General features: G+C 41.9%; 20 protein-coding genes. 6 read left to right on the top strand and 14 right to left on the bottom strand.

Translation table 11 applies throughout. From position 1 onward, the window contains the following. Positions 1-2: 2 nt before the first annotated feature. Entirely contained in the window at positions 3-2,429 is a 2,427-nt protein-coding gene (gene hrpB / locus PESP_RS04800) for an ATP-dependent helicase HrpB (RefSeq protein WP_089347011.1), read from the bottom strand. 273 nt (positions 2,430-2,702) lie between these two features. Here hrpB and PESP_RS04795 point away from each other — a divergent pair, with 273 nt between their 5' ends. Continuing rightward, complete coding sequence (locus PESP_RS04795) at positions 2,703-2,900, top strand: CsbD family protein (protein WP_002958133.1); 198 nt, start codon at positions 2,703-2,705, stop codon at positions 2,898-2,900. A 67-nt stretch (positions 2,901-2,967) separates the two neighbouring features. On the opposite strand, the gene PESP_RS04790 is transcribed toward PESP_RS04795, so the two are convergent. The 7 genes from PESP_RS04790 to PESP_RS04760 all read right to left on the bottom strand — a co-directional run bounded on the left by PESP_RS04790 (position 2,968) and on the right by PESP_RS04760 (position 12,200). Continuing rightward, a complete protein-coding gene (locus PESP_RS04790) occupies positions 2,968-5,229 on the bottom strand; it encodes a xanthine dehydrogenase family protein molybdopterin-binding subunit (RefSeq protein ID WP_089347010.1) in 2,262 nt (753 codons plus the stop codon). Then, the gene (locus PESP_RS04785) at positions 5,226-5,723 is read right to left on the bottom strand and encodes a (2Fe-2S)-binding protein (protein WP_006791476.1); all 498 of its coding nucleotides are present in this window, start codon (positions 5,721-5,723) and stop codon (positions 5,226-5,228) included. The genes PESP_RS04790 and PESP_RS04785 overlap by 4 nt, the downstream gene beginning before the upstream one ends. 185 nt (positions 5,724-5,908) lie before the next feature. Further along, on the bottom strand, positions 5,909-6,664 hold the full coding sequence (locus tag PESP_RS04780) for a hypothetical protein (RefSeq protein WP_089347009.1): 756 nt from the start codon (positions 6,662-6,664) through the stop codon (positions 5,909-5,911). A gap of 10 nt (positions 6,665-6,674) precedes the next feature. Then, positions 6,675-7,337, bottom strand: coding sequence for an AbiV family abortive infection protein (locus PESP_RS04775; protein WP_089347008.1), 663 nt, complete (start codon positions 7,335-7,337; stop codon positions 6,675-6,677). A gap of 213 nt (positions 7,338-7,550) precedes the next feature. Beyond that, positions 7,551-10,181 (bottom strand): methionine synthase, encoded by a 2,631-nt coding sequence (metH, locus tag PESP_RS04770; RefSeq protein ID WP_089347007.1) that lies wholly within the window; start codon positions 10,179-10,181, stop codon positions 7,551-7,553. Positions 10,182-10,189: 8 nt separating this feature from the next. Continuing rightward, positions 10,190-11,263: a homocysteine S-methyltransferase family protein gene (locus PESP_RS04765; RefSeq protein ID WP_089347006.1), complete on the bottom strand. Its 1,074-nt coding sequence runs from the start codon at positions 11,261-11,263 to the stop codon at positions 10,190-10,192. After that, positions 11,253-12,200 (bottom strand): homoserine O-succinyltransferase, encoded by a 948-nt coding sequence (locus PESP_RS04760; protein WP_089347005.1) that lies wholly within the window; start codon positions 12,198-12,200, stop codon positions 11,253-11,255. The genes PESP_RS04765 and PESP_RS04760 overlap by 11 nt, the downstream gene beginning before the upstream one ends. 234 nt (positions 12,201-12,434) lie before the next feature. Here PESP_RS04760 and ettA point away from each other — a divergent pair, with 234 nt between their 5' ends. The 5 genes from ettA (at position 12,435) to PESP_RS04735 (ending at position 16,896) form a co-directional block, all read left to right on the top strand. Next, a complete protein-coding gene (gene ettA / locus PESP_RS04755) occupies positions 12,435-14,108 on the top strand; it encodes an energy-dependent translational throttle protein EttA (protein WP_089347004.1) in 1,674 nt (557 codons plus the stop codon). A 119-nt stretch (positions 14,109-14,227) separates the two neighbouring features. Further along, complete coding sequence (locus tag PESP_RS04750; protein ID WP_089349100.1) at positions 14,228-14,593, top strand: PilZ domain-containing protein; 366 nt, start codon at positions 14,228-14,230, stop codon at positions 14,591-14,593. A gap of 53 nt (positions 14,594-14,646) precedes the next feature. Then, positions 14,647-15,555 carry a histone deacetylase family protein gene (locus PESP_RS04745; RefSeq protein ID WP_089347003.1) on the top strand — a complete coding sequence of 303 codons (909 nt, stop codon included), beginning with the start codon at positions 14,647-14,649 and terminating at the stop codon, positions 15,553-15,555. Between the two features lie 70 nt (positions 15,556-15,625). Then, positions 15,626-16,120, top strand: a complete 495-nt coding sequence (locus PESP_RS04740; protein ID WP_089347002.1) for a TlpA disulfide reductase family protein — start codon at positions 15,626-15,628, stop codon at positions 16,118-16,120. 110 nt (positions 16,121-16,230) lie between these two features. Beyond that, entirely contained in the window at positions 16,231-16,896 is a 666-nt protein-coding gene (locus PESP_RS04735; RefSeq protein ID WP_089347001.1) for a hypothetical protein, read from the top strand. Between the two features lie 66 nt (positions 16,897-16,962). Here PESP_RS04735 and cyoE read toward each other — a convergent pair whose 3' ends face one another. From cyoE to PESP_RS04705, 6 genes are all read right to left on the bottom strand, one after another. Then, positions 16,963-17,847 (bottom strand): heme o synthase, encoded by an 885-nt coding sequence (gene cyoE / locus PESP_RS04730; RefSeq protein WP_089347000.1) that lies wholly within the window; start codon positions 17,845-17,847, stop codon positions 16,963-16,965. A 9-nt stretch (positions 17,848-17,856) separates the two neighbouring features. Further along, positions 17,857-18,213: a cytochrome o ubiquinol oxidase subunit IV gene (gene cyoD / locus PESP_RS04725; protein WP_089346999.1), complete on the bottom strand. Its 357-nt coding sequence runs from the start codon at positions 18,211-18,213 to the stop codon at positions 17,857-17,859. Further along, positions 18,213-18,854, bottom strand: coding sequence for a cytochrome o ubiquinol oxidase subunit III (cyoC, locus tag PESP_RS04720; RefSeq protein ID WP_089346998.1), 642 nt, complete (start codon positions 18,852-18,854; stop codon positions 18,213-18,215). Before cyoC ends, cyoD begins: the two co-directional genes overlap by 1 nt. After that, positions 18,851-20,839, bottom strand: coding sequence for a cytochrome o ubiquinol oxidase subunit I (gene cyoB, locus PESP_RS04715; protein WP_089346997.1), 1,989 nt, complete (start codon positions 20,837-20,839; stop codon positions 18,851-18,853). Before cyoB ends, cyoC begins: the two co-directional genes overlap by 4 nt. Before the next feature lie 2 nt (positions 20,840-20,841). Continuing rightward, positions 20,842-21,795: a ubiquinol oxidase subunit II gene (gene cyoA / locus PESP_RS04710; protein ID WP_089346996.1), complete on the bottom strand. Its 954-nt coding sequence runs from the start codon at positions 21,793-21,795 to the stop codon at positions 20,842-20,844. Between the two features lie 315 nt (positions 21,796-22,110). Further along, positions 22,111-22,530 (bottom strand): hypothetical protein, encoded by a 420-nt coding sequence (locus PESP_RS04705; RefSeq protein ID WP_089349099.1) that lies wholly within the window; start codon positions 22,528-22,530, stop codon positions 22,111-22,113. Between the last annotated feature and the right edge of the window lie 720 nt (positions 22,531-23,250).

Genomic DNA, 23,250 nt, shown 5'->3' with positions numbered 1-23,250 from the left:
ACCTACATTTTGCTTTTTACTCTATTGGTTGCAACGCTATTGGCTGGGTCGTCTGGCCAAAAATGCTTAGGGTAACGCCCCTTCATTTCTTTTTGTACATCGCGATAACTAGTAGCCCAAAAGTGTGCAAGATCTTGTGTAAGCTGTAGTGAGCGCTTACCTGGCGATAGTAATTCCATAAGCAGTGGCAATTTACCATTAGCAAGCATAGGCGTACTGGTTAAACCATACACTTCTTGCATGCGCACGCTTAACTTTGCGGGGCCATCTAGCTGGTAATTAATTTTTATATTTGAGCTACTCGGTACCGTTAATCTAAGTGGTAATAACGCTTTTAACGCTGTTTGCTGCGGCCAGTCAAAACAATTTTGCAGCGCTTCAAAGTAGTTTAACTTTTTAAGCTGATCGAGTGTTTTTATATCTTGTAAATACACGCCTAACCAATCATCAGCCGTTTCTATAAGGTGTTGTTCGCTAATCGTTGGGAATTTATCAGGCATAAACTGACTAGCTAAACTCATGCGTATTAATAATTGCTGTGCATCGCGCTGTTCATTAAATAATGCAAAACCATGCTTAGTAAATAAATTAAGCCACGCTTTGGCGCGCTCGCTTTTATCAAGCTTTTGTTTACTCGGTTGGCTTGTAAGCGTAATAGCGCCGAGCTTTACTTCGTCTTGATGAATAAAGCGCGCAGTTTTTTCATCAAATTCACAGCGGGTGAGCGAAGTAAATAAGTGCGGTAAGTAATCTTGTAGCTCAAATGGGCTAAGCGCTGTCGCTGCAAATATACGAGCGCCTTTATGGCCGCCCATGGTAGCAATGGCAAGGTAGTCATCGTTGTGCCAGTAATCGGTGTTTAAATCAGCGCCCGCCCCATTGGCAAGTAAATAGCCATTACCGCGTTTTTTTGCAATGCGGTCGGGGTAAGCTAATGCCACTAGCAAACCTAAATACTCTGTGTTTAGCTCGCTGTTACTGTCGGTTACTTTTAAACGGCTTTGCCAGTATTTTAACTGCTGTTTAAATACTGGGTGTGGCCTTTGCTGCTGGTTATGAAGCGCTAAGCTTAGCTCGTTGGCGCTGTTTATTCTGCTCTCAAGCAGCGCCACTAAATAAAGTGCTAAGCGATAAATACCAGGGAGCTCTGCCTCAAGCGCATATGCTTTTAAAAGCATATGCGCTAAGCGAATATCCGCCCCAAAACCCAGCATGTTGCTGCCCAACTTGGTTAGCTTGCCTTTGCCATCGATGGCTTCAAGCATAGTCAGTAAGCTCATTGCTTGTGTGCATTGCTGCGTTGTTGGCGTATCAAGCAAGGTGAGCTCGCTAATATTTGCGCCCCACTGTTTTGCCTCCAACATAAGTTGGCTTATGTCTGAGGTGAGTATTTCGGGGTTATCGTGGCTATTGCGTCGCTCAAAGGTTTGCTTTGAGCCAAGCCTGTACACCACACCCGGTTCTATTCGCCCTGCACGCCCTGCTCGCTGCACGGCAGAAGAGCGCGATATACTTTGTGTTGTAAGCTCCGTTACGCCTGTTTTTAAGTTATAGCTCGCCGCGCGGCGTTTACCGCTATCAATAACAATGCGAATGCCTTCAATAGTTAAGCTGGTTTCGGCTACATTGGTGGTAAGCACAACTTTGCGCATGCCTTCAGGCGCAGGAGCAATCGCCGCCTGCTGGTTGGCTTTATCTTGCTCGCCAAATAACGTGGCAACTAGGCAGTTACTTGGCAAATCATTTAGGGCCTGTTGTACGCGTAATATTTCAAATTGACCAGGCAAAAACACCAGTGCACTGCCGCTTTGCTCGTTAAGTGCTTGTTTTATTAAAGAGGGAATAGCATCAAGCCAGCGGCTTTCATCTTTTATGGGTATGTATACTTCGTCTATGGGGTAACTTCGCCCACTTGATTGAATAACGGGGCAATCAAAAAATTGCGTATAGCGCTCGGTATCAAGGGTCGCTGACATAAGGAGTATGGTTAAATCGTCACGCAGTGCACTTTGGGTCTCTAGAGCAAAGGCCAGTGAGGTATCGGCTGCAATCGAGCGTTCATGAAACTCATCAAATATCAGTAAATCAATATCGCTAAGTTCTGGATCGTTTTGTAGCATGCGAGTAAGCATGCCCTCTGTGACTATTTCAAGGCGCGTATTGTTACTTACTTTACTCTCACCGCGCACCCGCAGGCCAACACTTTGCCCCACATTTTCGTTTTGGCACTGCGCTAGGTAATTGGCAATATTACGTGCAGCTAAGCGGCGCGGCTCCAGCATTACAATACGTTTAAAATGGCCGTCGCGCATAAGCTGTAGCGGCAACCATGTTGATTTACCTGCACCAGGCGGTGCTTGTAATAACGTTATAGGGTTACTTTGTAATGTAGTTACGAGTTGTTGATATATGTTTTGAACCGGCAGCACTGCTATTTACCCAAAATTGCTTTGTATGCATTGTAACAAAAACCAAAAATAAACGCGCCGCTAAAGCTCTGTGGTTATAAAGGGCATCACAATCAGAAATAATTACAGACCGCTCTGTACATTTTTTAAGGACATGCGCGCTATATTAATTGCTACTGCGCCAATGAAAACATAACACCATGATTATAAATACAAAATTTAAATTTAACTTATTGGTACACGCCTTGCTCCTTTTATAGTGAACGTTAATTAAATCTAAGTAAGGAGAAACTTATGAACAGCGATCGTATGAAAGGTAATTGGAACGAACTTAAAGGTAAGGCGCAACAAAAATGGGGCGATCTTACTGACGACGATTTAGACAAAATTGAAGGTAGCCGTACAGAGCTAGTGGGTAAAATCCAGCAGCAGTACGGTAAATCTAAAGAAGAAGCAGAGCGTGAAGTAGATGAGTTTGAAAAAACTCACTAATCGCTAATTTCTAAAAAAACCGCCATTTGGCGGTTTTTTTGTTTAACGGCTAAAAAAGAACGTTTATTTATGCTTTTAATTGGTTACCTATAGGCAATTGCCTAATACGCTTACCACAAGCGGCAAAAATGGCGTTACACAATGCAGGGGCGTAAACCGGTGTTGCGGGCTCGCCTACGCCTGCTGGTGGCGCATCGCTTTGTATTATTTCGACCTCTACCTCTAAAGGTGAGTCGCTCATACGGGGTACGCGGTAATCATGAAAATTACTTTGCTGTACTCGGCCTTTATCAAAAGTAATACCATCGCTTATTGCGGTTGTAATACCGTAAATAGAACCACCTTGCGTTTGGTTTTTAACGGTATCGGTGTTTACAACCGTACCTGCATCAATAGCTACCCACGATTTAATCACGTTTAAATCGCCAGCATCTGAAACTTCTACCTCAACTACCGTTGCCACATACGTTAAAAAGCTGCGGTGTGCTGCAATACCTAACCCGCGCCCTTTTGGAAGCTTTCGGCCCCATTTACTTATATCAGCTACTTTTTCAATAACATGACGTAACTTGCCAATATCTAATGGGTAAACGTCTTTATCGCCGCCATAGTTATCGTACGTCGCATTTTGCTCGGTTACATCCAATATGCGATCAGGGCCTATGGTTTCGAGTAAATAGTCTTTTTGGTCGCGCCCTGCTTTGTGCGCCGCTTCAGCAATAAATGACTGAATAGCAAAAGCATGGAAAATATTTGATACCGAGCGCATCCAACCCACTCTAGCTTTAGCGGGTGCTTCGCCATTTTCTAGCTTTAAATTAGGTGAGTTTATAGGGTTATCAGTAAAGCCTAAGCGCAGCTCAAAGCCTGCAGGCGACGTTGCCCCTTCTTGAAACGTAGATACAATTGGCGAAAACGCCGTACGATGTAAATAAGCTTCTATGTTACCTTTTTCATCTAATGACGCTTCAATATGTTGAGCCGATACCGCATGATAAAAACTGTGCTGAATATCATCCTCTCGCGTCCATTGAACGCGTATGGGTTTACCTACTTTCATTGAAATGTAGGCGGCTTCTGCCGAAAAATCAGGTTTTGATTTACGCCCAAAACCGCCACCTAACATGGTGACATGCACGTTAATTTGGCTCTCTTGCATACCAAGTAACGCAGCTACGGTTTTCATATCAGCTTGTGGATTTTGTGTTGCAGCCCAAATATCAACGCGGTCTTTATAATACATCGCCGTAGCACAAGGTGGTTCCATTGGTGCTTGAGCTAGGTGCGGCGCATAGTAGTCAGCTACTAACTTATTGCTCGATTTAGCCAATATGTTGGTGGTATCGCCTATTTCGCGCACATGCGCTTGCGGCTCATTCACTGTTTGCAATAGCGACTTTTTAAAGTTCTCTGAATTATAATCGCCGTTTTTACCATCATCCCACACTACTTTTAGTGCTTTACGCGCCTGCCATGCAGCCCACGTATTTTTAGCAACAATAGCAATGCCGCCTTTTGGCTGAAATTGCGGTGCGCCTTTTGGAACAGGCATTTCAATAACATCAACTACGCCATTAATTGCTTTAGCGGCGCTGGCATCAAACGATTTAACCACACCACCTACTACCGGCGGGCGCTCAATAATAGCCACCAGCGCTTTTGGTTCGCGTACATCGGCAGCAAATGTGGCTTTACCGGTTACTAAATCGGTTAAATCTATGTGCGCCATACCTGTATTTATATAACGCCATTCTTTACGTTTTTTAAGTGTTAGCTTGTCAGGCTCTGGTGGGGTAATACCAAGCGCTAGGTCTATTAAGTCTTTATAGGCCAGCGTTTTACCCGAGCTGTGGGTAACCACGTGCTGATTAGCTGTACAGGTTTGAGGCTCAACTTTCCAATATTTAGCGGCAGCATGCTGCATCATATAACGTACGCTTGCGCCCATTTCGCGCAGGCGCTGCATGTTGTAGCGAATACTGCGCGAGCCATCGGTGTTTTGATCCCCGTATTTAGGGTCGCCCTTACCTTGAATAACAACTACTTTATCCCACGCAGCTTCCATTTCGTCTGCCACAATTTGAGCTATGGCTGTTCGAATTTGTTGGCCCATTTCAGAGCGGTGGCAGGTTATTTCAACCATGCCATCGGGGCGCAGTGCTATAAATAAGTTGGCACGTTTTGCTTGCTCAGAGGGTTGCTCTAACACGCCAGCAAACGCTCTTGGCGCACTGCCTACAAAATAAGTGCCTAATACCAATGCGCCTATTGCGCTGGTTTTTAAAAATTGGCGGCGGTTTAGGTCAAAGTATGTATTGTTGTTTTTCATACTTCTTCCCCTTGTTCATTTGGGTCAAAATATTCAACGCCCGCAATGGTTTTAGCCGCCGACTTAATCGCTTTATGAATACGCGGATACGTGCCACAACGGCAAATATTGCCCGACATGTTACTCACTATTTCATCATCAGTTGGATTGGGGTTAGCGGCTAATAAGCTTGCCGCTTGCATTATTTGCCCGCACTGACAAAACCCACACTGCGGCACTTTATGCTCAACCCACGCTTTTTGCACGGGGTGGTCGCCTTGCTCGCTTAACCCTTCAATAGAGGTAATATTACGCCCTACTACAGCCGATACCGGTAATACACACGAGCGCTGCGCTACGCCATCAATATGTATGGTGCACGCACCACACTGCGCCATACCACAGCCAAATTTAGGCCCGGTTAAATTTAATTCATCTCGAAGATACCAAAGCACCGGCGTTGACGGATCGCCTGTAAACTCATGTTTATTACCATTAACGGTAAGCGTGATCATATTTAACTCCTTGGCAAAGCGCTTTAAAGGAATTCCTTGTTGCGCGAGAACGGTTTGAATACTTGCTACTTTTTTAGCCTACCACTTAGGATTGGTTTATTGAAATTTTTATCGCCGAACCGCCAATTTATAGCTGTTATTAGATGACAGCTTTATTGGGTGTAAATAAGAAGGGTTTGTTGACTCTACTCAGCACTTATAACTCGCTCTTTTAATAACTGCTCATCATCTTTATATACTTCAAGCCAACCAGGTGGCGATGTATCGCAGCCAATTACAGTAACGTGTAATATGTAACTATAACGCCCATTTTTAAACGTATAGTGATGATTCCCGCCACTACCCTCAAAGGTAATATCACCGTTTAATAAAACCATATCTGGCTTATCGCTAATCTTTTTATCAATATCCCACACCACATAACGGTAATTTCTATCACCTAAATCATCAACGCGAATATGGTAGTTAGCCGTTTTCCAATCGAGTACTGGCTCTTCAAAAGTATTAATACTTGAATGGAGTGATTGCTTGTCTTGTTCAATTAAGCGTTTAGCAAATGCCTGCTCTTTGGCTGTGTGGCTATTTATACCGATAATTTTACCATCGGTATCTACCCACATCACGCCGCTATTTAGCATAATGCCACGCCAACCTACGCTATCCCAATCTGTATTAACATTAGAGCTGCCAATAACGGCAACAAGTTCCTCGTCAAACACTTCATCAAAGCGGTTAATAAATTCAGCTTCATTTTTAATGTCAGGCAATGGGTATTGCCTTTTTAGAGGGTAGCGAATATGCGCAGCAATCTCAGTTTTATCCTGCGTTTTAAAAGCAACAATAACAGGTAAAACACTCTCGTGATACTTCTGCTCAAGCGCAAATGTGTTCGATGTGAAAAATATAGATAGGCAAAGTAATAAATAGTTTAGATACTTCATTAATAGACCTTTAGATTTTATCATTTTCACTCTTATTTTTTTGTCTCCAGCTTTTATTTTTCAATCCACTTTTATGAGGCCACTTTAAAAGCTTTTTATATATTTCATAATCAAAAACTTCATCCATACCTTTTCCACCTTCAAAATAAAACTCCTCGTCTTCAATTCTTGTAATGATTCGAATTAATTCATCATTAATTATTGAAATGAGCTGTTTTGCATCTTTTTGTTTAATTTGCCATGGAGTAGAGATTTTACTATCAATATCAATCTTTCCCTTAATTCTAGGTAAACCAACATAAACTGAGTTTTGTTTTTTACTTTCCAGTTCCCGGCTTTGAATAACTGAAATAAAGTTTGGGGAATAATCCTCAACTTCCCTTGCAACAAAGTTCCACTGCTTCTTTGGATGACCGTATAAACCTTTTAACCAATCTAGCTCTTCAGCAGCATTTGGGTAGCCTTCATTCGTTTCAGATGACCATATATAATGATCAACCCAATGGGCTTTTGAGAACTCTTCTAAAGCTAATATAGAGAGTTGTAGTGCACTTGGATAAGATCCGTTATTGTAAAGTAGCACCGAGTCGAAATGTAAGCGGATAGTGTTTCTCAAAGACTCCACTGCAATTTTATTTAATTTATACTTAGATATACCATCTTCTTTTTTCACTGAAGCTCCATTCAAAAAATCCAATTAATTAGTATAAATTTAATAGTCACACTAACTTATCTATATGCAAACAACTACTTGATATTAAATAAAGTAGATATATCGATTACTAATCGTTAATACCAATAGTAGTTAATCCTAATCTGAAAACAAAAACGAGCCTAATTAGGCTCGTTTTGTTTTACTGATAGCTAAAAACTGACCGCTACTCTTCTAATCAGGATCATACCCCAAGTTAGGCGATAGCCATCTTTCTGCCTCTGCGAGCGTCATATTAGTTCGCTTGGCGTAGTCTTCTACCTGATCCTTTTGCACTGCAGCTACTGCGTAGTATTTTGCCTCTGGGTGTGAGAAATACCAGCCAGAAACAGCTGCTCCTGGCCACATGGCGTATGAGCTAGTGAGCTGCATGCCAATGCGTTTTTCGGTATCGAGTAACTGCCAAATTTTCTTTTTCTCGGTGTGCTCTGGGCATGCTGGGTAACCTGGCGCTGGGCGAATGCCTTGGTAGTTTTCGCGAATTAGCTCATCGTTACCGAGGTTTTCATCGGGTGCATATCCCCAGTACTCTTTACGCACTTGTTCGTGTAGGTATTCGGCAAAGGCTTCTGCGAGCCTATCGGCAACCGCTTTCACCATTATTTTATTGTAGTCGTCTTGCTGTGCATCGAACGCGTCGGCTAAGTCGTCTTCTTCTAAACCGCCCGTTACGGCAAACGCGCCAAAGTAATCAGGTGTACCTTTTGGCGCAATGTAGTCAGCCAAACAATAGTTAGCAAAGTCGGTTTTTTCGGTTTGCTGGCGTAAATGGCAAGAGGTGTTTAACAGCTCTTTGCGGGTTTCGTCGGTGTAAATTTCTATGTCATCGCCCACGCGGTTTGCAGGGAATAAACCGATTACACCCAATGGCTGTAAACTGCCTGCTTTTTCGAGGTCGTCGAGCATGTCGTTAGCGTCTTTAAATAAGCTTTGTGCTTGTTCGCCAACGACTTCGTCATCCATTATGCGCGGGTATTTACCAGCGATTGACCACGTCATAAAGTATGGGGTCCAATCTATATATTTACGCAACGTGGCGATTGATACATTTTTAAACTCGGTCACGCCCAGCTTTTTAGGCACAGGTGGCGTGTAGTTATCCCAATCAAGCTGTGCTGCGTTGTCACGGGCACGCTGTATGGTAACCGGTTTTGAACGTGGCTTTTTGCGCGCTTGTTGTTCGCGCACTTTTACGTACTCGGCTTTAGTTTTTTCTAAAAAGGCTGGTTTTAGCTCTTTAGATAACAAGCTCGATACTACGCCCACTGCACGGCTGGCGTTATTTACGTACACGACGCCTTTGTCGTACTGTGGCTCAATTTTAACTGCAGTATGCGCTTTAGAGGTCGTTGCGCCGCCAATCATAAGGGGTAATTCAAAGCCTCGGCGGGTCATTTCTTTGGCTACGTGTACCATTTCATCTAGCGATGGGGTAATTAAACCCGAAAGGCCGATTATGTCGGCTTTTTCGTCGATAGCTGTTTGCAGTATTTTTTCGGCAGGTACCATTACGCCTAAGTCGATTACTTCGTAGTTATTACATTGCAGTACTACGCCTACAATGTTTTTACCTATGTCGTGCACGTCGCCTTTTACGGTGGCCATAACCACTTTACCGTTAGTGGCGCCTTCTTCTTTTTCGGCTTCTATGTATGGGTCTAGGTAGGCCACTGCACGCTTCATTACACGGGCTGATTTAACAACTTGCGGTAAAAACATTTTTCCTGCGCCAAATAAATCCCCTACCACGTTCATGCCATCCATTAATGGCCCTTCAATTACGTGAATAGGTTTATCGGCAGCTGCGCGGCACTCTTCGGTGTCTTCATCTATAAAGGTGGTTATGCCTTTAACAAGCGCGTGTTCTAGGCGTTTTTCAACAGGCCATGTGCGCCACTCTAAATCTTCTACTCGCTCGGCTTGTGCCATGCCTGAAAACTTAGGGGCTATTTCTACAAGGCGCTCACCTGCACCGGGGTCGGTGTTAAGGATTACGTCTTCTACGGCTTTGCGAAGTTCTTCGGGGATGTCGTCATAAACAGCAAGCTGGCCTGCATTTACAATACCCATATCCATACCCGCTTTTATCGCGTGGTATAAAAACACTGAATGAATGGCTTCGCGTACAGGGTTATTGCCCCTAAACGAAAACGATACATTAGACACCCCGCCCGACACTTTACAGTGTGGTAAGTTTTGTTTAATGCGGCGTGTGCCTTCAATAAATTCTACTGCGTAGTTGTCGTGCTCTTCTATACCGGTGGCTACGGCAAATATATTAGGGTCGAATATAATATCTTCCGGCGGGAAGCCAATATCGTCTACTAATATTTTGTAGCTGCGCGCACATATTTCGTATTTTCTATCTGCGGTGTCGGCTTGGCCGTCGGTGTCAAACGCCATAACAACAGCAGCTGCACCAAAGCGTTTAATAATTTTAGCTTGGCGTTTAAACGGCTCTTCGCCCTCTTTAAGCGATATTGAGTTAACAATAGCCTTGCCTTGAATACACTTTAAGCCTGCTTCTATTACTTCCCATTTAGAGGAGTCGACCATAATAGGCACTTTCGAAATATCAGGCTCTGAGGCAATTAAGTTTAAAAACTTAACCATGGCCGCTTTTGAGTCCAACATGGCTTCGTCCATGTTTATATCAATAACTTGGGCGCCATTTTCTACTTGTTCGCGGGCAACGGTAAGCGCTGCTTCATAGTCTTCTTCCATGATTAAACGTTTAAACATGGCTGAGCCGGTTACATTGGTACGCTCGCCAACATTGGTAAATACTGCAATTTGCTGTGTCATGTTGGCTCCTAGTTTAAGTTACAGGCTTCAAGGCCTGATAAACGCATGCGTACATCAAGCTCTGGTAATGGGCGAGGTTTAACGCCTTCAAGCCCTTTAGCAAACGCACGAATATGCTCAGGCGTTGTACCGCAGCAGCCACCCACAATATTTATAAAGCCCGATTTGCCCCAATCTATAATCTCGGCGGCCATCTCAGGTGCTTCTAGGTCGTACTCACCAAATTCGTTAGGTAAACCGGCATTAGGATGTACTGAGGTAAAGGTTTCGCATACGCGCGAAAGCTCTTCTACGTATTGGCGAAGTAAGTCTGGCCCTAGGGCGCAGTTAAGGCCAATTGAAATAGGCTTAATATGGCGAATAGAGTTATAAAATGCTTCGGTTGTTTGCCCCGAAAGCGTACGCCCTGAGGCATCGGTAATTGTGCCCGAGATCATTACAGGTAATGTGCGCCCTGCTTGCTCAAACGCTTCTTCTACTGCGAATGAGGCTGCTTTTGCATTTAGGGTGTCGAATATGGTTTCGATAAGTATTAAATCAGCGCCGCCTTTCATTAATGCAAGAGTAGACTCAACATAGGCAGTAACTAGCTTATCAAACGTTACGTTACGGTAACCTGGATCGTTTACATCTGGCGAGATAGAACAGGTTTTAGATGTTGGCCCTAACACACCGGCTACATAGCGTGGTTTTTCTGGATTTTTAGCGGTGAACTCGTCACATATTGCGCGCGCGAGTTTTGCCGACTCTAAGTTTACCTCACGGCTTATGCTTGCCATGTCGTAATCTTCCATCGAAATGGTGGTTGAGTTAAAAGTATTGGTTTCAATAATATCTGCACCTGCAGCTAAAAAGCTGCGGTGTATATCGGCAATTAACTCGGGTTTGGTAAGACTTAATAAATCGTTATTGCCTTTTATTAGCACGTGCCAGTCTTTAAAGCGCTCACCGCGGTAGTCTTCTTCTTCAAGCTTGTGAGTTTGGATCATGGTGCCCATTGCACCATCTAAAATTAAAATACGCTGTTTTAGCGCAGCGCTTAATTCGCTTTGCTTATTTTTGTTTGGCACGTTATTCGGCATAGTTGTTAGTCCTCACATCTTGGCTAACTAAATTAATATCATAAGGTGTAGTTTGGTACACGTAGTAATTTAACCAGTTCGAAAACAGTAAAAACGCATGGCTTTGCCACGTTTTTGACGGCTTTTTACTTGCATCGTTATCTGGAAAATAGTTTTCGGGTTTTGGTGCATCTGGGCTTTTTTGTAAATCGCGTTCGTACTCTGCTTTTAATGTGTCGGCATCGTATTCTGGGTGGCCGGTTATAAACACTTGGCTACCCGACTTATTTTTCATTAAGTAAGCGCCTACTTTTTCAGAACCTGCCAATACCACTATATCGTCGCAGGCATTAATTTTATTTATATCAATGTGGCCATAACGTGAGTGCGGCACTAAAAAGGTGTCGTCGAAGCCACGAGTTAATGCACCGTGATCAAAATAACACTGGTGGGTAAACACGCCACATAGTTTATCTTCTTTCAAATCACGCTTTAAATTGTAACGATGATACAGCGCTGCATGCGCCGCCCAGCACGAAAACAACGTAGAGGTAACGTGCTGCTCTGCCCAATCAATAATCACTTTTAGCTCGTCCCAGTAGGCTACATCGTCGTATTCTAGGTGTGCTAGTGGTGCACCAGTTACTAATAAGGCATCGTAGTTATTGTCTTTTACTTCTGAAAAATAACGGTAAAAAGTATCTAGGTGTTCTTCTGAGTTACTACTGCTGCGGTGCGTATCTAAGCGCAATAACTCTACATTTACTTGCAAAGGCGAATTTGCAAGCAAACGAATAAACTGTACTTCGGTTTCTACTTTATTGGGCATTAAATTTAAAATAGCCAAACGCATTGGACGTATTTCTTGCGTTTTTGCACGACTTTTTGGCATTACAAACACGTTTTCTTCGCGTAAACGGGCAATAGCCGGTAGTTCGTCTTTAACTGTAATTGGCATCTTTTAAGCTCCTGCTCATAAAAACCGAGAATTAATACGCTCTCATTATGAACAGAATGCCAAAAATATCAACCTCTAGATGTATAGATGTCTAAATGAAATTTATTCATGATTTCATACTTCATTTACTAAGATGCATTAGTGCTTTAAAACCTGCCATTCGTTGACTGTTTAACCCCTCAACAACTACAATACAACATTGAAATTTTTATTATTATTTGAAGGCTTTCCTCCATGGTTTTACCTGATAAGTTTATTTTCTCGATGAGTCGAGTATCTAAAGTTGTGCCACCTAAGCGCACAATTTTAAAAGATATTTCGTTGCACTTTTTCCCGGGTGCTAAAATTGGTGTGCTTGGTTTAAATGGCTCTGGTAAATCGTCATTACTGCGTATTATGGCGGGTGTTGATGAAGAGTTTGAAGGTGAAGCCCGCCCTCAACCAGGTACTAAAATTGGTTACTTACCGCAAGAACCAGTGCTGGACGAAAGTAAAACAGTTCGCGAAATTGTTGAAGAAGCCGTTGGCGAAGTTAAGCACGCCCTTAACCGCCTTGACGAAGTGTACAACGAGTATGCAATGGAAGACGCTGACTTTGACGCACTTGCTAAAGAACAAGGTGAGCTTGAAGCAATCATTCAAGCGCACGATGGCCACAACATCGATAATGTTTTAGAGCGCGCTGCTGATGCACTTCGCCTACCAGAATGGGATGCTAAAATTGAGCACCTTTCAGGTGGTGAGCGTCGCCGTGTTGCTATTTGTCGATTGTTACTTGAAAAGCCGGATATGCTTATTCTCGATGAGCCTACTAACCACTTAGATGCTGAGTCGGTTGCATGGCTTGAGCGCTTCTTGCATGATTACGAAGGCACAGTTGTGGCAGTAACGCATGACCGTTATTTCCTTGATAATGTAGCTGGCTGGATATTAGAGCTTGACCGTGGTGAAGGTATTCCGTGGGAAGGTAACTACTCTTCTTGGCTTGAACAAAAAGATGCACGTTTACAACAAGAGCAAAAATCTGAAAAAGCACGCCAAAAATCAATTGCGCAAGAACTTGAGTGGGTACGTTCAAACCCTAAAGGCCGCCAAGCTAAGTCTAAAGCACGTATGGCGCAGTTTAGTGAGCTACAACAATCAGATTACCAAAAGCGTAACGAAACTAACGAGTTGTTTATTCCACCTGGTCCGCGTTTAGGCGACCAAGTACTTGAAGTTAGCAATATTCGTAAGAGCTTTGGCGATCGCGTACTTATTGACGATTTAAGCTTTAGTATGCCAAAAGGCGCTATTGTGGGCATTATTGGTGCCAATGGTGCAGGTAAATCTACACTGTTTAAAATGCTAAGCGGTGAAGAGCAGCCAGACAGCGGTAATATTAGTATTGGTGAAACAGTAGAATTAGCAACTGTTGATCAGTTCCGTGGCAACATGGACGAAAGCAAAACTGTTTTCCAAGAAATATCTGACGGTCAGGACGTGCTAAAAATTGGTAACTTTGAGTTCCCAAGCCGTGCATACGTTAGCCGTTTTAACTTTAAAGGTAACGACCAGCAAAAGTTTGTAAAAGACTTATCGGGTGGTGAGCGTAACCGTTTACACCTTGCTAAGCTTTTAAAAGCGGGCGGTAACGTGGTGCTACTGGATGAGCCAACCAATGACCTAGACGTTGAAACACTACGCGCGCTTGAGAACGCTATTTTAGAGTTCCCAGGCTGTGTAATGTGTATATCGCATGACCGTTGGTTCCTTGACCGTATTGCAACGCATATTTTAGATTACCGCGACGAAGGGCAAATTAACTTTTTCGATGGTAACTACACTGAATACGAAGAGTGGCTTAAAAAGACCTTAGGCGCAGAAGCTGCACAACCTAAGCGTATTAAGTACAAAAAAATTGGTTAATCGGTAACGATATTACAAGCCCTGCATTTATGCGGGGCTTTTTTATGTCACTTTTTGAGCCGAGTGGCTTATTTCCCGCTATGCTTTATTTATACATAACAATAAAGGCAAATCATTTTATGGAAAATCGTCGTCAGTTCTCGCGTATTCTTTTTTCAACTTCTGCTCAACTAGAGTTAGCAGGGAGCACTTATCCGTGTAAGTTGTTAGATGTATCATTACACGGAGCACTTATTACTAAATGCGATGCTTTCAACGGCACTAAAAATAGCGACGCAACACTACGCTTTACTTTGCCGCAAAGCGAGATAGAAATAAAAATGGACGTGCTTATTTGCCATATAGAACAAAAGCACATTGGCCTAAAATGCCACCACATCGATATAAATAGCATTACCTATTTAAAGCGATTGGTGGAGCTTAATTTAGCTGATGACGAATTACTGCACCGAGAGCTTGCTTCATTAATTGAAGACCCACAATAGACTCGGTTAGCTAAGTTTATTACCATAGCGCAAACTTCGTTATTAATACGGTTATGCGCTTAAATCCTCATTTACCTTTGGTATATCATTCTAATTACTCATTTAACTTTGATCCTAAACATCGTTTTGTAATGAGTAAATTTGCGCAATTATACAAACACGTAGCAGAGCTAGGCTTAATTGGCAGTAACCTCATAGCGCCTGCACTTGGCACCCCAGAGCCACTAGAGCTTGTACACTGCGAAAACTACATTCACGATTTATGGCATAACCGCCTAGATGAAAAAGCCATGCGCCGCATTGGCCTACCTTGGTCGCAACCGCTAATGAACCGTACATTCACCGCACCACAAGGTACTTTGCAAACTGCACGCTTAGCGTTAGAGCATGGTTTAGCGTGCCATTTAGCAGGCGGTACTCACCATGCTCATAGCGATTTTGGCTCAGGTTTTTGTATGGTTAACGACTTAGCCTTTACCGCACAAACGTTAATACAAAGCGGTGAAGTGACCAACGTGCTCATTTTTGATTTAGACGTACACCAAGGCGATGGCACAGCTGCAATGCTTGCGCATCAGCCGTATGCATATACCTGCTCTATACACTGCGAAAAAAACTTCCCGTTTAGAAAATCCCCTAGTGATTTAGATATTGGCCTTGCTAATAATATGCAAGACGCAGAATACTTAGGCATTGTTGACGACACCTTGCAGTTTTTATTAAAAGAGTTAAACCCCGATTTAGTACTTTACGATGCAGGTGTAGATATTTGGCAAGACGATGGCTTAGGTAAACTAGATATAAGCTGGGAGGGTATTAAAAAGCGTGACCATTTAGTATTTAAGCGCTGCCTTGAACACAATACCCCAGTAGCCAGTGTTATTGGCGGTGGTTACGACAGAAACCACGAACGTTTAGCACAGCGCCACGGTATTGTTATTGAACAAGCTGCCCGTTTTTAATGAAATAAAATAACGTAATTTACGTTCTTATTAACTATACACTCAACATTAAAAATAATAAGAACAAACCATGAAAAAGCTAATTACCGCAATTACATTAATTTTATTAGGCTTTATAAGCTCTGCAAAGCAAGCCGCTGATGATAACTCATTGCCTAAACTTCCAGCGTTAACGTTAAACATGGCTGATGGCTCAACCATTAACACGCCAGATTTATTAGGCCAACCTTACGTTTTGCATTTTTGGGCTACGTGGTGTCCGTATTGTAAAAAGCTGCAACCAGCACTTGAGAAAATAAAACATAAAGGCTTAAAAGTCATCGCACTAAGCTTTAAAGAAGACGACGATGCCAACCCCGCTAAAGCAATAAGTGATAGAGGCTACACATTTACAACAGCTATTAAAGCCGATGCCTTAGCAAAACAGTTAGGCATAAAAGGCACACCCACTACACTATTTATTAATAAAACTGGCCGTGTAATTTATTTAACCAACACTTCAGACCCTGAAGACGAAAACCTTCACTTATATGCTCGCGCTTTATTACACGAAGTGAACAACTAATTGCGTAAATATATCTTATTTAGCAAATAGGCGTACTTAGCTTAATATTAAATCGCCAGCTTACTGCGCTATATACTACAATTTAAGCTTATAAATTAATTGAGGTTATTATGCGTTTATTACTTACTTTGCTGATCATTACTATAAGCGGATACGCTCTTGCTGAGGAAGAGGCAGCAGAATTGCCACCACTTAACCCTAAATACAATGCTGAGCACGCTATGGCTTTAGTTAACAAAGGTTCGGGGATTTATGCACTTAATTTACCAAGCTATAAACTGCCGCATGATGTGCAAGTGGTTTATAGAATCAAAAACCCAAACGTTGCTTTTTTAGAGTTTGTGCGCAACGCTGAGCTTATAACCTTAAAGCCTCAACCTTTTAATATTCAACGTTTAATGCGCGGTGAAGAAATAACAATTACCGCAGATGTATTTGAAGGCGATTACAGAAAAGATGGCTCTTTAATTTATTCAAATATTGCAATAGAAATGAGTAAACAGCTTTATGCGCGTCAATTAAAAGACTTAACAGAGCCAACTCAATGGCAAGAATACGACATGATTGATTTAGGCAGCACGGAACGTATTTATATTCATAAGATTGAGCGAGCCCCTAGTTATAATCACTTAATTTTTGTTGATTTAGTGAATGCGTGCATGCAAAAATTTAGGTCGTTTAAGCTTATTCCTACACAAAATGAGCTTACTTATAAATTTATAAACTGCGGTACATTAAAGCCATTATTTTATGATGCTCAGAGCTTTAAAAAGTAAGGCTCATAAACGAAAAAAGGCTCTTTCGAGCCTTTGGATTAACTTTGGAAAGGTAAATTAATTAAGCTATATAAGTGCAAATAGCTGTGGTGCTGCACTGTGGTAGTCAACTGCCATGGCAATACTGAGTGCTGTAATATTAACAATTGAAAAAGCAAACACTTGGCGAGCCCAGCCTGTTAAATCAATATTACGACGGTAACCACGAAGTGCCATTAACAGCCACCAAAAGCTGGTAATACACGCCACTGCCATAAACGCTGCACCCGTGTAGCCACTTATTGGTAATAGCATGACGACTAAAGCGTACACAGCAATATAAAGTACAATATGGCGCTTGGCTTTATCTATGCCTTGTGCAACGGGTAGTACAGGAATACCTGCTGCTTGGTAATCTTTAAAGCGAAAAATAGCAATGGCATATGAGTGCGGCATTTGCCACAAGCTAAACATAACCAGCAGTATTAATGCGCCCATATCAAACTGCCCTGTTACGGCGCAGTAACCAACAACAGGCGGGACTGCACCAGAAAGGCTGCCTACAAATGTGCCATAAATAGAGTTGCGTTTCATGTAGAGGCTATAAACCCCTACATAAATTACATAGCCAAACGCTGCAAAAAATACTGCGGCTTGAGTGGTGTAAGCAATGAGTAAACCAAAACCTACAACACCCAACAAAACACCGTGACTCAGTGCAGCAAAGGCCGACATTTCGCCTGTTACTGTAACCCGCGTACGAGTACGTGCCATGGCTACATCTATATCTCTATCAATAACATTGTTGATAGCACAGCCTGATGCAACCACAAGCGACAAGCCAATTAAAGTAGCAATCATTAACCAAGGATCTACATCGCCTCGTGAGGCAAGTAAAAACCCACCTGCAACGCTAATAAGATTACCCATAATAATGCCAGGCTTAGTCACTGATAAATAACGACGAAACATTTTAAACTCCTAGTACATCATCATTGCGTTAGATTCGTAAATAATCCAAACAGATAGCCCGACAACCATTACGATGATCAGGGCACTGAATAAGAATGAGAACGTACTTGCACGGCCATCTTCTGTCGTAAAATTAAGATGTAAAAAGTATTTCAAATGCACCCAAATTTGTACAATAGCTAAAGTAACAATGCTCCAAAGCGTAGTTACTTTAGAAAAGTCGCCTTCCATTACCATGTAAAACGGTATGGCGGTTAAAATTATTGATAGTATAAAGCCTATTAAGTAAGTTTTAACGCTGCCATGAGATTCATCATGGTGCTCACTTTGCATTTGCTTTAACGCATGTGTTTCGCTGTGGCTCATTACATTGCTCCCATTAAATAAACAACGGTAAATACACAAATCCAAACAATGTCTAAGAAGTGCCAAAATAGGCTTAGGCAGCTTAAACGCGTTACGGTTGGTTTACCTAAACCACGTTTAGCCACTTCTATCATCATAATTGTCATCCAAATTAAACCCGCCGTTACATGTAAACCATGTAGGCCAACTAACGAGAAAAACGACGTTAAAAAGGCACTTTGTTGTGGGCCATTACCATGCACAATTAAGTGATGAAACTCGTATATTTCCATGCCGATAAATGCAGCACCTAAACAAAAGGTAATAAATAACCAAGTAAGTGTTAATGCCTTTTTTTGCCCTTGGGCAGCAATCATGGCAAAGCCAAAGGTAATACTACTAATAAGTAGCGCAGCGGTTTCTACTGCAACAAAGTCGAGTTCAAAAATATCTTTACCCGATACACCACCGGCAGTGTTCATAAATAGCACTGCGTAGGTGGCAAAAAATGAGGCAAATAATAGACAATCGGTCATTAGGTATAACCAAAAGCCAAATATTGTATCGCCCGAGGTATCGTGATGATCATGCGCGTGGGCATGATCATCGTGCGATACAGAGTCTAAATTTGCAGATTCTAGATTTGCAGAAAGTGTACTCACGCGTTTAGCTCCTTATTTCCACTTGAATTATACGCAGCTTCAGTGCGTGCAATTTCATCTGGCTGTATGTAGTAATCAACATCATTGCTGTAACAACGCTTAATAAATATGGCAATACCACCCACTAGCCCTACTACAGCTAACCACCAAATGTGCCAGATCATGGCAAAACAAAATGCCGTTAGGCTGGCTGCCATCAATACACCCGCAGAGGTATTTTTAGGCATATGAATTGGGCTATAACTTGCTTTTGTTTGATAAGCTTGGCCTTTTTCTTTCGCTTCGGTCCATGCATCAATGTCATCAACGTGAGGAATAGTTGCAAAGTTATACACTTGTGGAGGTGAGCTAGTTGCCCATTCTAGTGTATGGCCGTTCCACGGATCGCCAGTTGTATCGTCAAGTGCTTCACGGTCTCTAAAGCTTACAAATAGTTGAATTGCTTGGCTGATAATACCAAACATAATAATTACAGCACCGCCTGCGGCAATGTATAACCACATGTTCCAATCTGGGTTATTGGTGTGGTTTAAACGACGTGTCATACCTAAGAAACCAAGTACATACAACGGCATAAAGGCGACGAAGAAACCGATAATCCAACACCAAAATGATGCTTTACCCCATTTTTCGTTAAGCTTAAAGCCCATTGCTTTAGGGAACCAAAATACAAAACCAGCAAGGTAGCCAAATACTGCGCCACCAATAATAGTGTTATGAAAATGCGCAATTAAGAATAAGCTGTTATGCAATACGTAATCGGCACCCGGAATTGCAAGTAATACACCGGTCATACCGCCTACAGTAAAGGTAATCATAAAACCAAGCGTCCAAAGCACCGGAACACTAATACGTAAACGGCCTCGGTAAATGGTAAATAACCAGTTAAATAACTTAACCCCAGTTGGTACGGCAATAACCATGGTCATTACCCCAAAGAACGCATTAACGTTTGCACTGGACCCCATGGTGAAAAAGTGATGTAGCCAAACAATAAAACCTAAAATTGAAATAGCGCCGCTGGCATAAACCATCGACTTGTAACCAAATAAACGCTTACCAGCAAACGTTGAGATAATTTCAGAAAAAATACCAAAAGCAGGTAGTACTAAAATATAGACCTCAGGATGACCCCAAGCCCAAAACAGGTTGATATACATCATGGCGTTGCCGCCCGCAGCATTGGTAAAAAAGTGAAAATCAAGGTAACGGTCAAGCGTAAGCATGGCCAGCACAGCAGTTAAAATTGGGAAAGAAGCCGCAATTAAGATATTTGCCCACGTACATGCCCATGTAAAAATTGGCATTTTCATTAGGGTCATACCTGGTGCACGCATTTTAAATACAGTTACTAAGAAGTTTACTGCTGTTAAAAGCGTACCGAGTCCGGATATTTGTAGCGCCCAGATATAATAATCGACCCCCACCCCAGGGCTAAAGGTCAGCTCCGAAAGCGGCGGATACGCCACCCAACCTGTTTTTGCAAACTCACCAAATACAAGTGACATATTAATTAAAATGGCGCCACTGGCTGTAAACCAAAAACTTAAATTATTTAAAAAGGGAAATGCAACATCACGTGCGCCAACTTGCAGTGGCAACACAATGTTCATTAAACCAATCATAAATGGCATTGCCATAAATATGATCATAATTACGCCATGAGCAGTAAATATTTGGTCGTAATGCTCTGGAGGCAAATAGCCGGGCGCACCACTGGTAGCAAGTGCTAACTGCGCTCGCATCATTATGGCATCAGAAAAACCACGAAACAGCATTATTAACGCTAAAAGAATATACATCACGCCTAAGCGCTTGTGATCAACAGAAGTGATCCAATCGCGCCAAAGCACGCCCCATTTTTTATACTTTGTAATAAGCCCGGCAATAATAAGCCCAGCTATCGCAATAACCGACATCGTGAACACAAGAATTGGCTCATGAAACGGAATTGCGTCGAGTGAAAGGTTACCTAAAAACGACATTATTATTCCTCGCCTTGGCTGTGAGATGAAGGCATTGATTGCTCAGCCATTTCATGATGCTTTTTGCTCATTTGCCCATGTTCGCCCATTGCATGGTGCTTTTTGTTCATATCGCCATGCGCCTGCATATACTTCATAACAATGGTATGAAATAAGCCGTCATCAACTTTACCGTAATAAGCAACTGGGTTATTTTCGCTTGCTTTTGCAAGCTCGACATAATTTGCATGAGTTAGGTTATTAGCATTAGCTTTAACGCTGGTTACCCACTTATCAAAATCTGCTTGGGTAGGAGTAGCAATGGCATTGAATTTCATACCCGTAAAACCTGCGCCACTGTAATTGGCCGAAAACCCTTTAAAAGTACCCGGTTCATTTGCAATTAAGTGAAGCTTGGTTTCCATACCAGCCATTGAGTATATTTGGCTGCCAAGCTGAGGAATGAAAAACGAGTTCATTGTACTTTCTGACGTGATTTTATACTCAACAGGTACATTAGCTGGGAATACCAATTCGTTTACCGTAGCAATACCTTGCTCTGGGTAAATAAATAACCATTTCCAATTTAATGACACTACTTCAACAGTTAGATGCTCACCTTTACCTTCAATCGGTTTGTAAGGGTCTAACTCTTGGGTAGATTCCCAGGTAATAACACCTAAAATAATCACAATAACAATAGGAACAGCCCAAACTGCGGCTTCAATTTTATTTGAATGAGCCCATTTTGGCGCATAAATTTCTTGGTTTTGAGTATCTCTGTATTTCCAAGCGAAATACAAAGTCATCACAATAACGGGAACGACTACAAGCAACATAAGCACGGTTGCGATGATGATTAAATTTTTCTCATCAATGCCTATTTGCCCTTTTGGATCGAGTATCCCGCCTTTACAGCCTGACAACGCCAGCACTGTACTAGCTAAAGCAATATTACAAAGGTTACGAATTAACAAGGGAGTATCCTACAAACCTAGAGTTTTAATTTGCTGCTTAAATAAAAACCAAAGCAACGATTTTTCAATAAAAACCCAAGTTAACTAGAATTAAATTATAAAAATAAGGGGGCTATTCAAAAGTTAAAGCTCATGCCAATTATGACCTAGCAACAAACCCAGCTTTCTAAACGCATTTATATAACGTAATAAAAGTTAACTTGGGTGAGTGTTGGTTGGCTGAATGTGTTTAAAAACACGGAGCTACTTTGTATACGCTAACCTTAATTATTTACAGCAAGAACAAATAATTAAAACCAGCAACAAGATGCAGCCTTACAGACAACCTGTAAAGCTAGGTGGAGCACGACAACCATGTGAAGAGCTCACAGGTTGCTGAACTTTAGCCTCGCTAAAAGCAAAGGCTGCTTTACGGAGGATTATTCCTGCACGACGCGCTGGAATAATATGGAACAATAACCAGCAAAGGCCAATTAGTAACTGACTAGATATGATTGGATGAGCTAAAAACTGCGCAATATTTAATAATAATGGTTCTACAATAGAGCCATTACTAAAAAGCGCTTCAAGCTGAAAGGCATCCTCAAGTGCACCGCTTACCAACATTACTGTATTAAACACTAATAACGTTATAGCTACACACACACCCTTGCCTGCTTTATTCAAGCGCACATACGTTTGCGGCTCGCCAGAGGCAAGTTCCGTATTTGTATGTTGCAAAGACAGTGTGTTCAAAGACATTAACCTACTAAAAAGACTATAACGAAATTAGAGTTATATAGTTTGCAATGGAAAAACTTAAAAGACATTGCTGTTGTAAGCCCTAAAACCCGGTGCTAAATACAATCAAATCCGCCTAGCACAAATTGAACTAGTGAAAATTGATCCGTATCAACCAAACTTTCAAAACTTACTGAAAGTTCGAACGTGAGTATAACAAAGAGAGTATTCGGTTCAACTAAAAAACATAATTTTTGAGTTAAGCTTTAGAAGCTATTTTGTTAATAAAAAATAACATAATAAAAATATAGACTTAGCATACATATATTTAATATTTAAGAAACTTGAGGATTAGAGATAAGGATATTAATGAGGTTAAAAAATAAAGCCGTACATACAAAAACAGCCCAAATCCAGTCACCACCGAACTTGAGCCGCCTTTCACACTGACAACATCTTCACACACAATATAAAGATTCTTGGTTTACACTGCATGGCAATTGTAAGGAATAAAAACAACTCAAAACCAGTCACCACCGACCTTGAGTTGCCTTTCACACTGACAACATCTTCACACACAATATAAAGATTTTTGGTTTACACTGCGCGGCAATTGTAAGGAATAAAAACAACTCAAAACCAGTCACCACCGACCTTGAGTTGCCTTTCACACTGACAACATCTTCACACACAATATAAAGATTTTTGGTTTACACTGCGCGGCAATTGTAAGGA

This window comes from Pseudoalteromonas espejiana DSM 9414 (genome assembly GCF_002221525.1).
GTDB lineage: Bacteria > Pseudomonadota > Gammaproteobacteria > Enterobacterales > Alteromonadaceae > Pseudoalteromonas > Pseudoalteromonas espejiana.
This window is presented reverse-complemented; position numbering and strand designations above follow the sequence as displayed.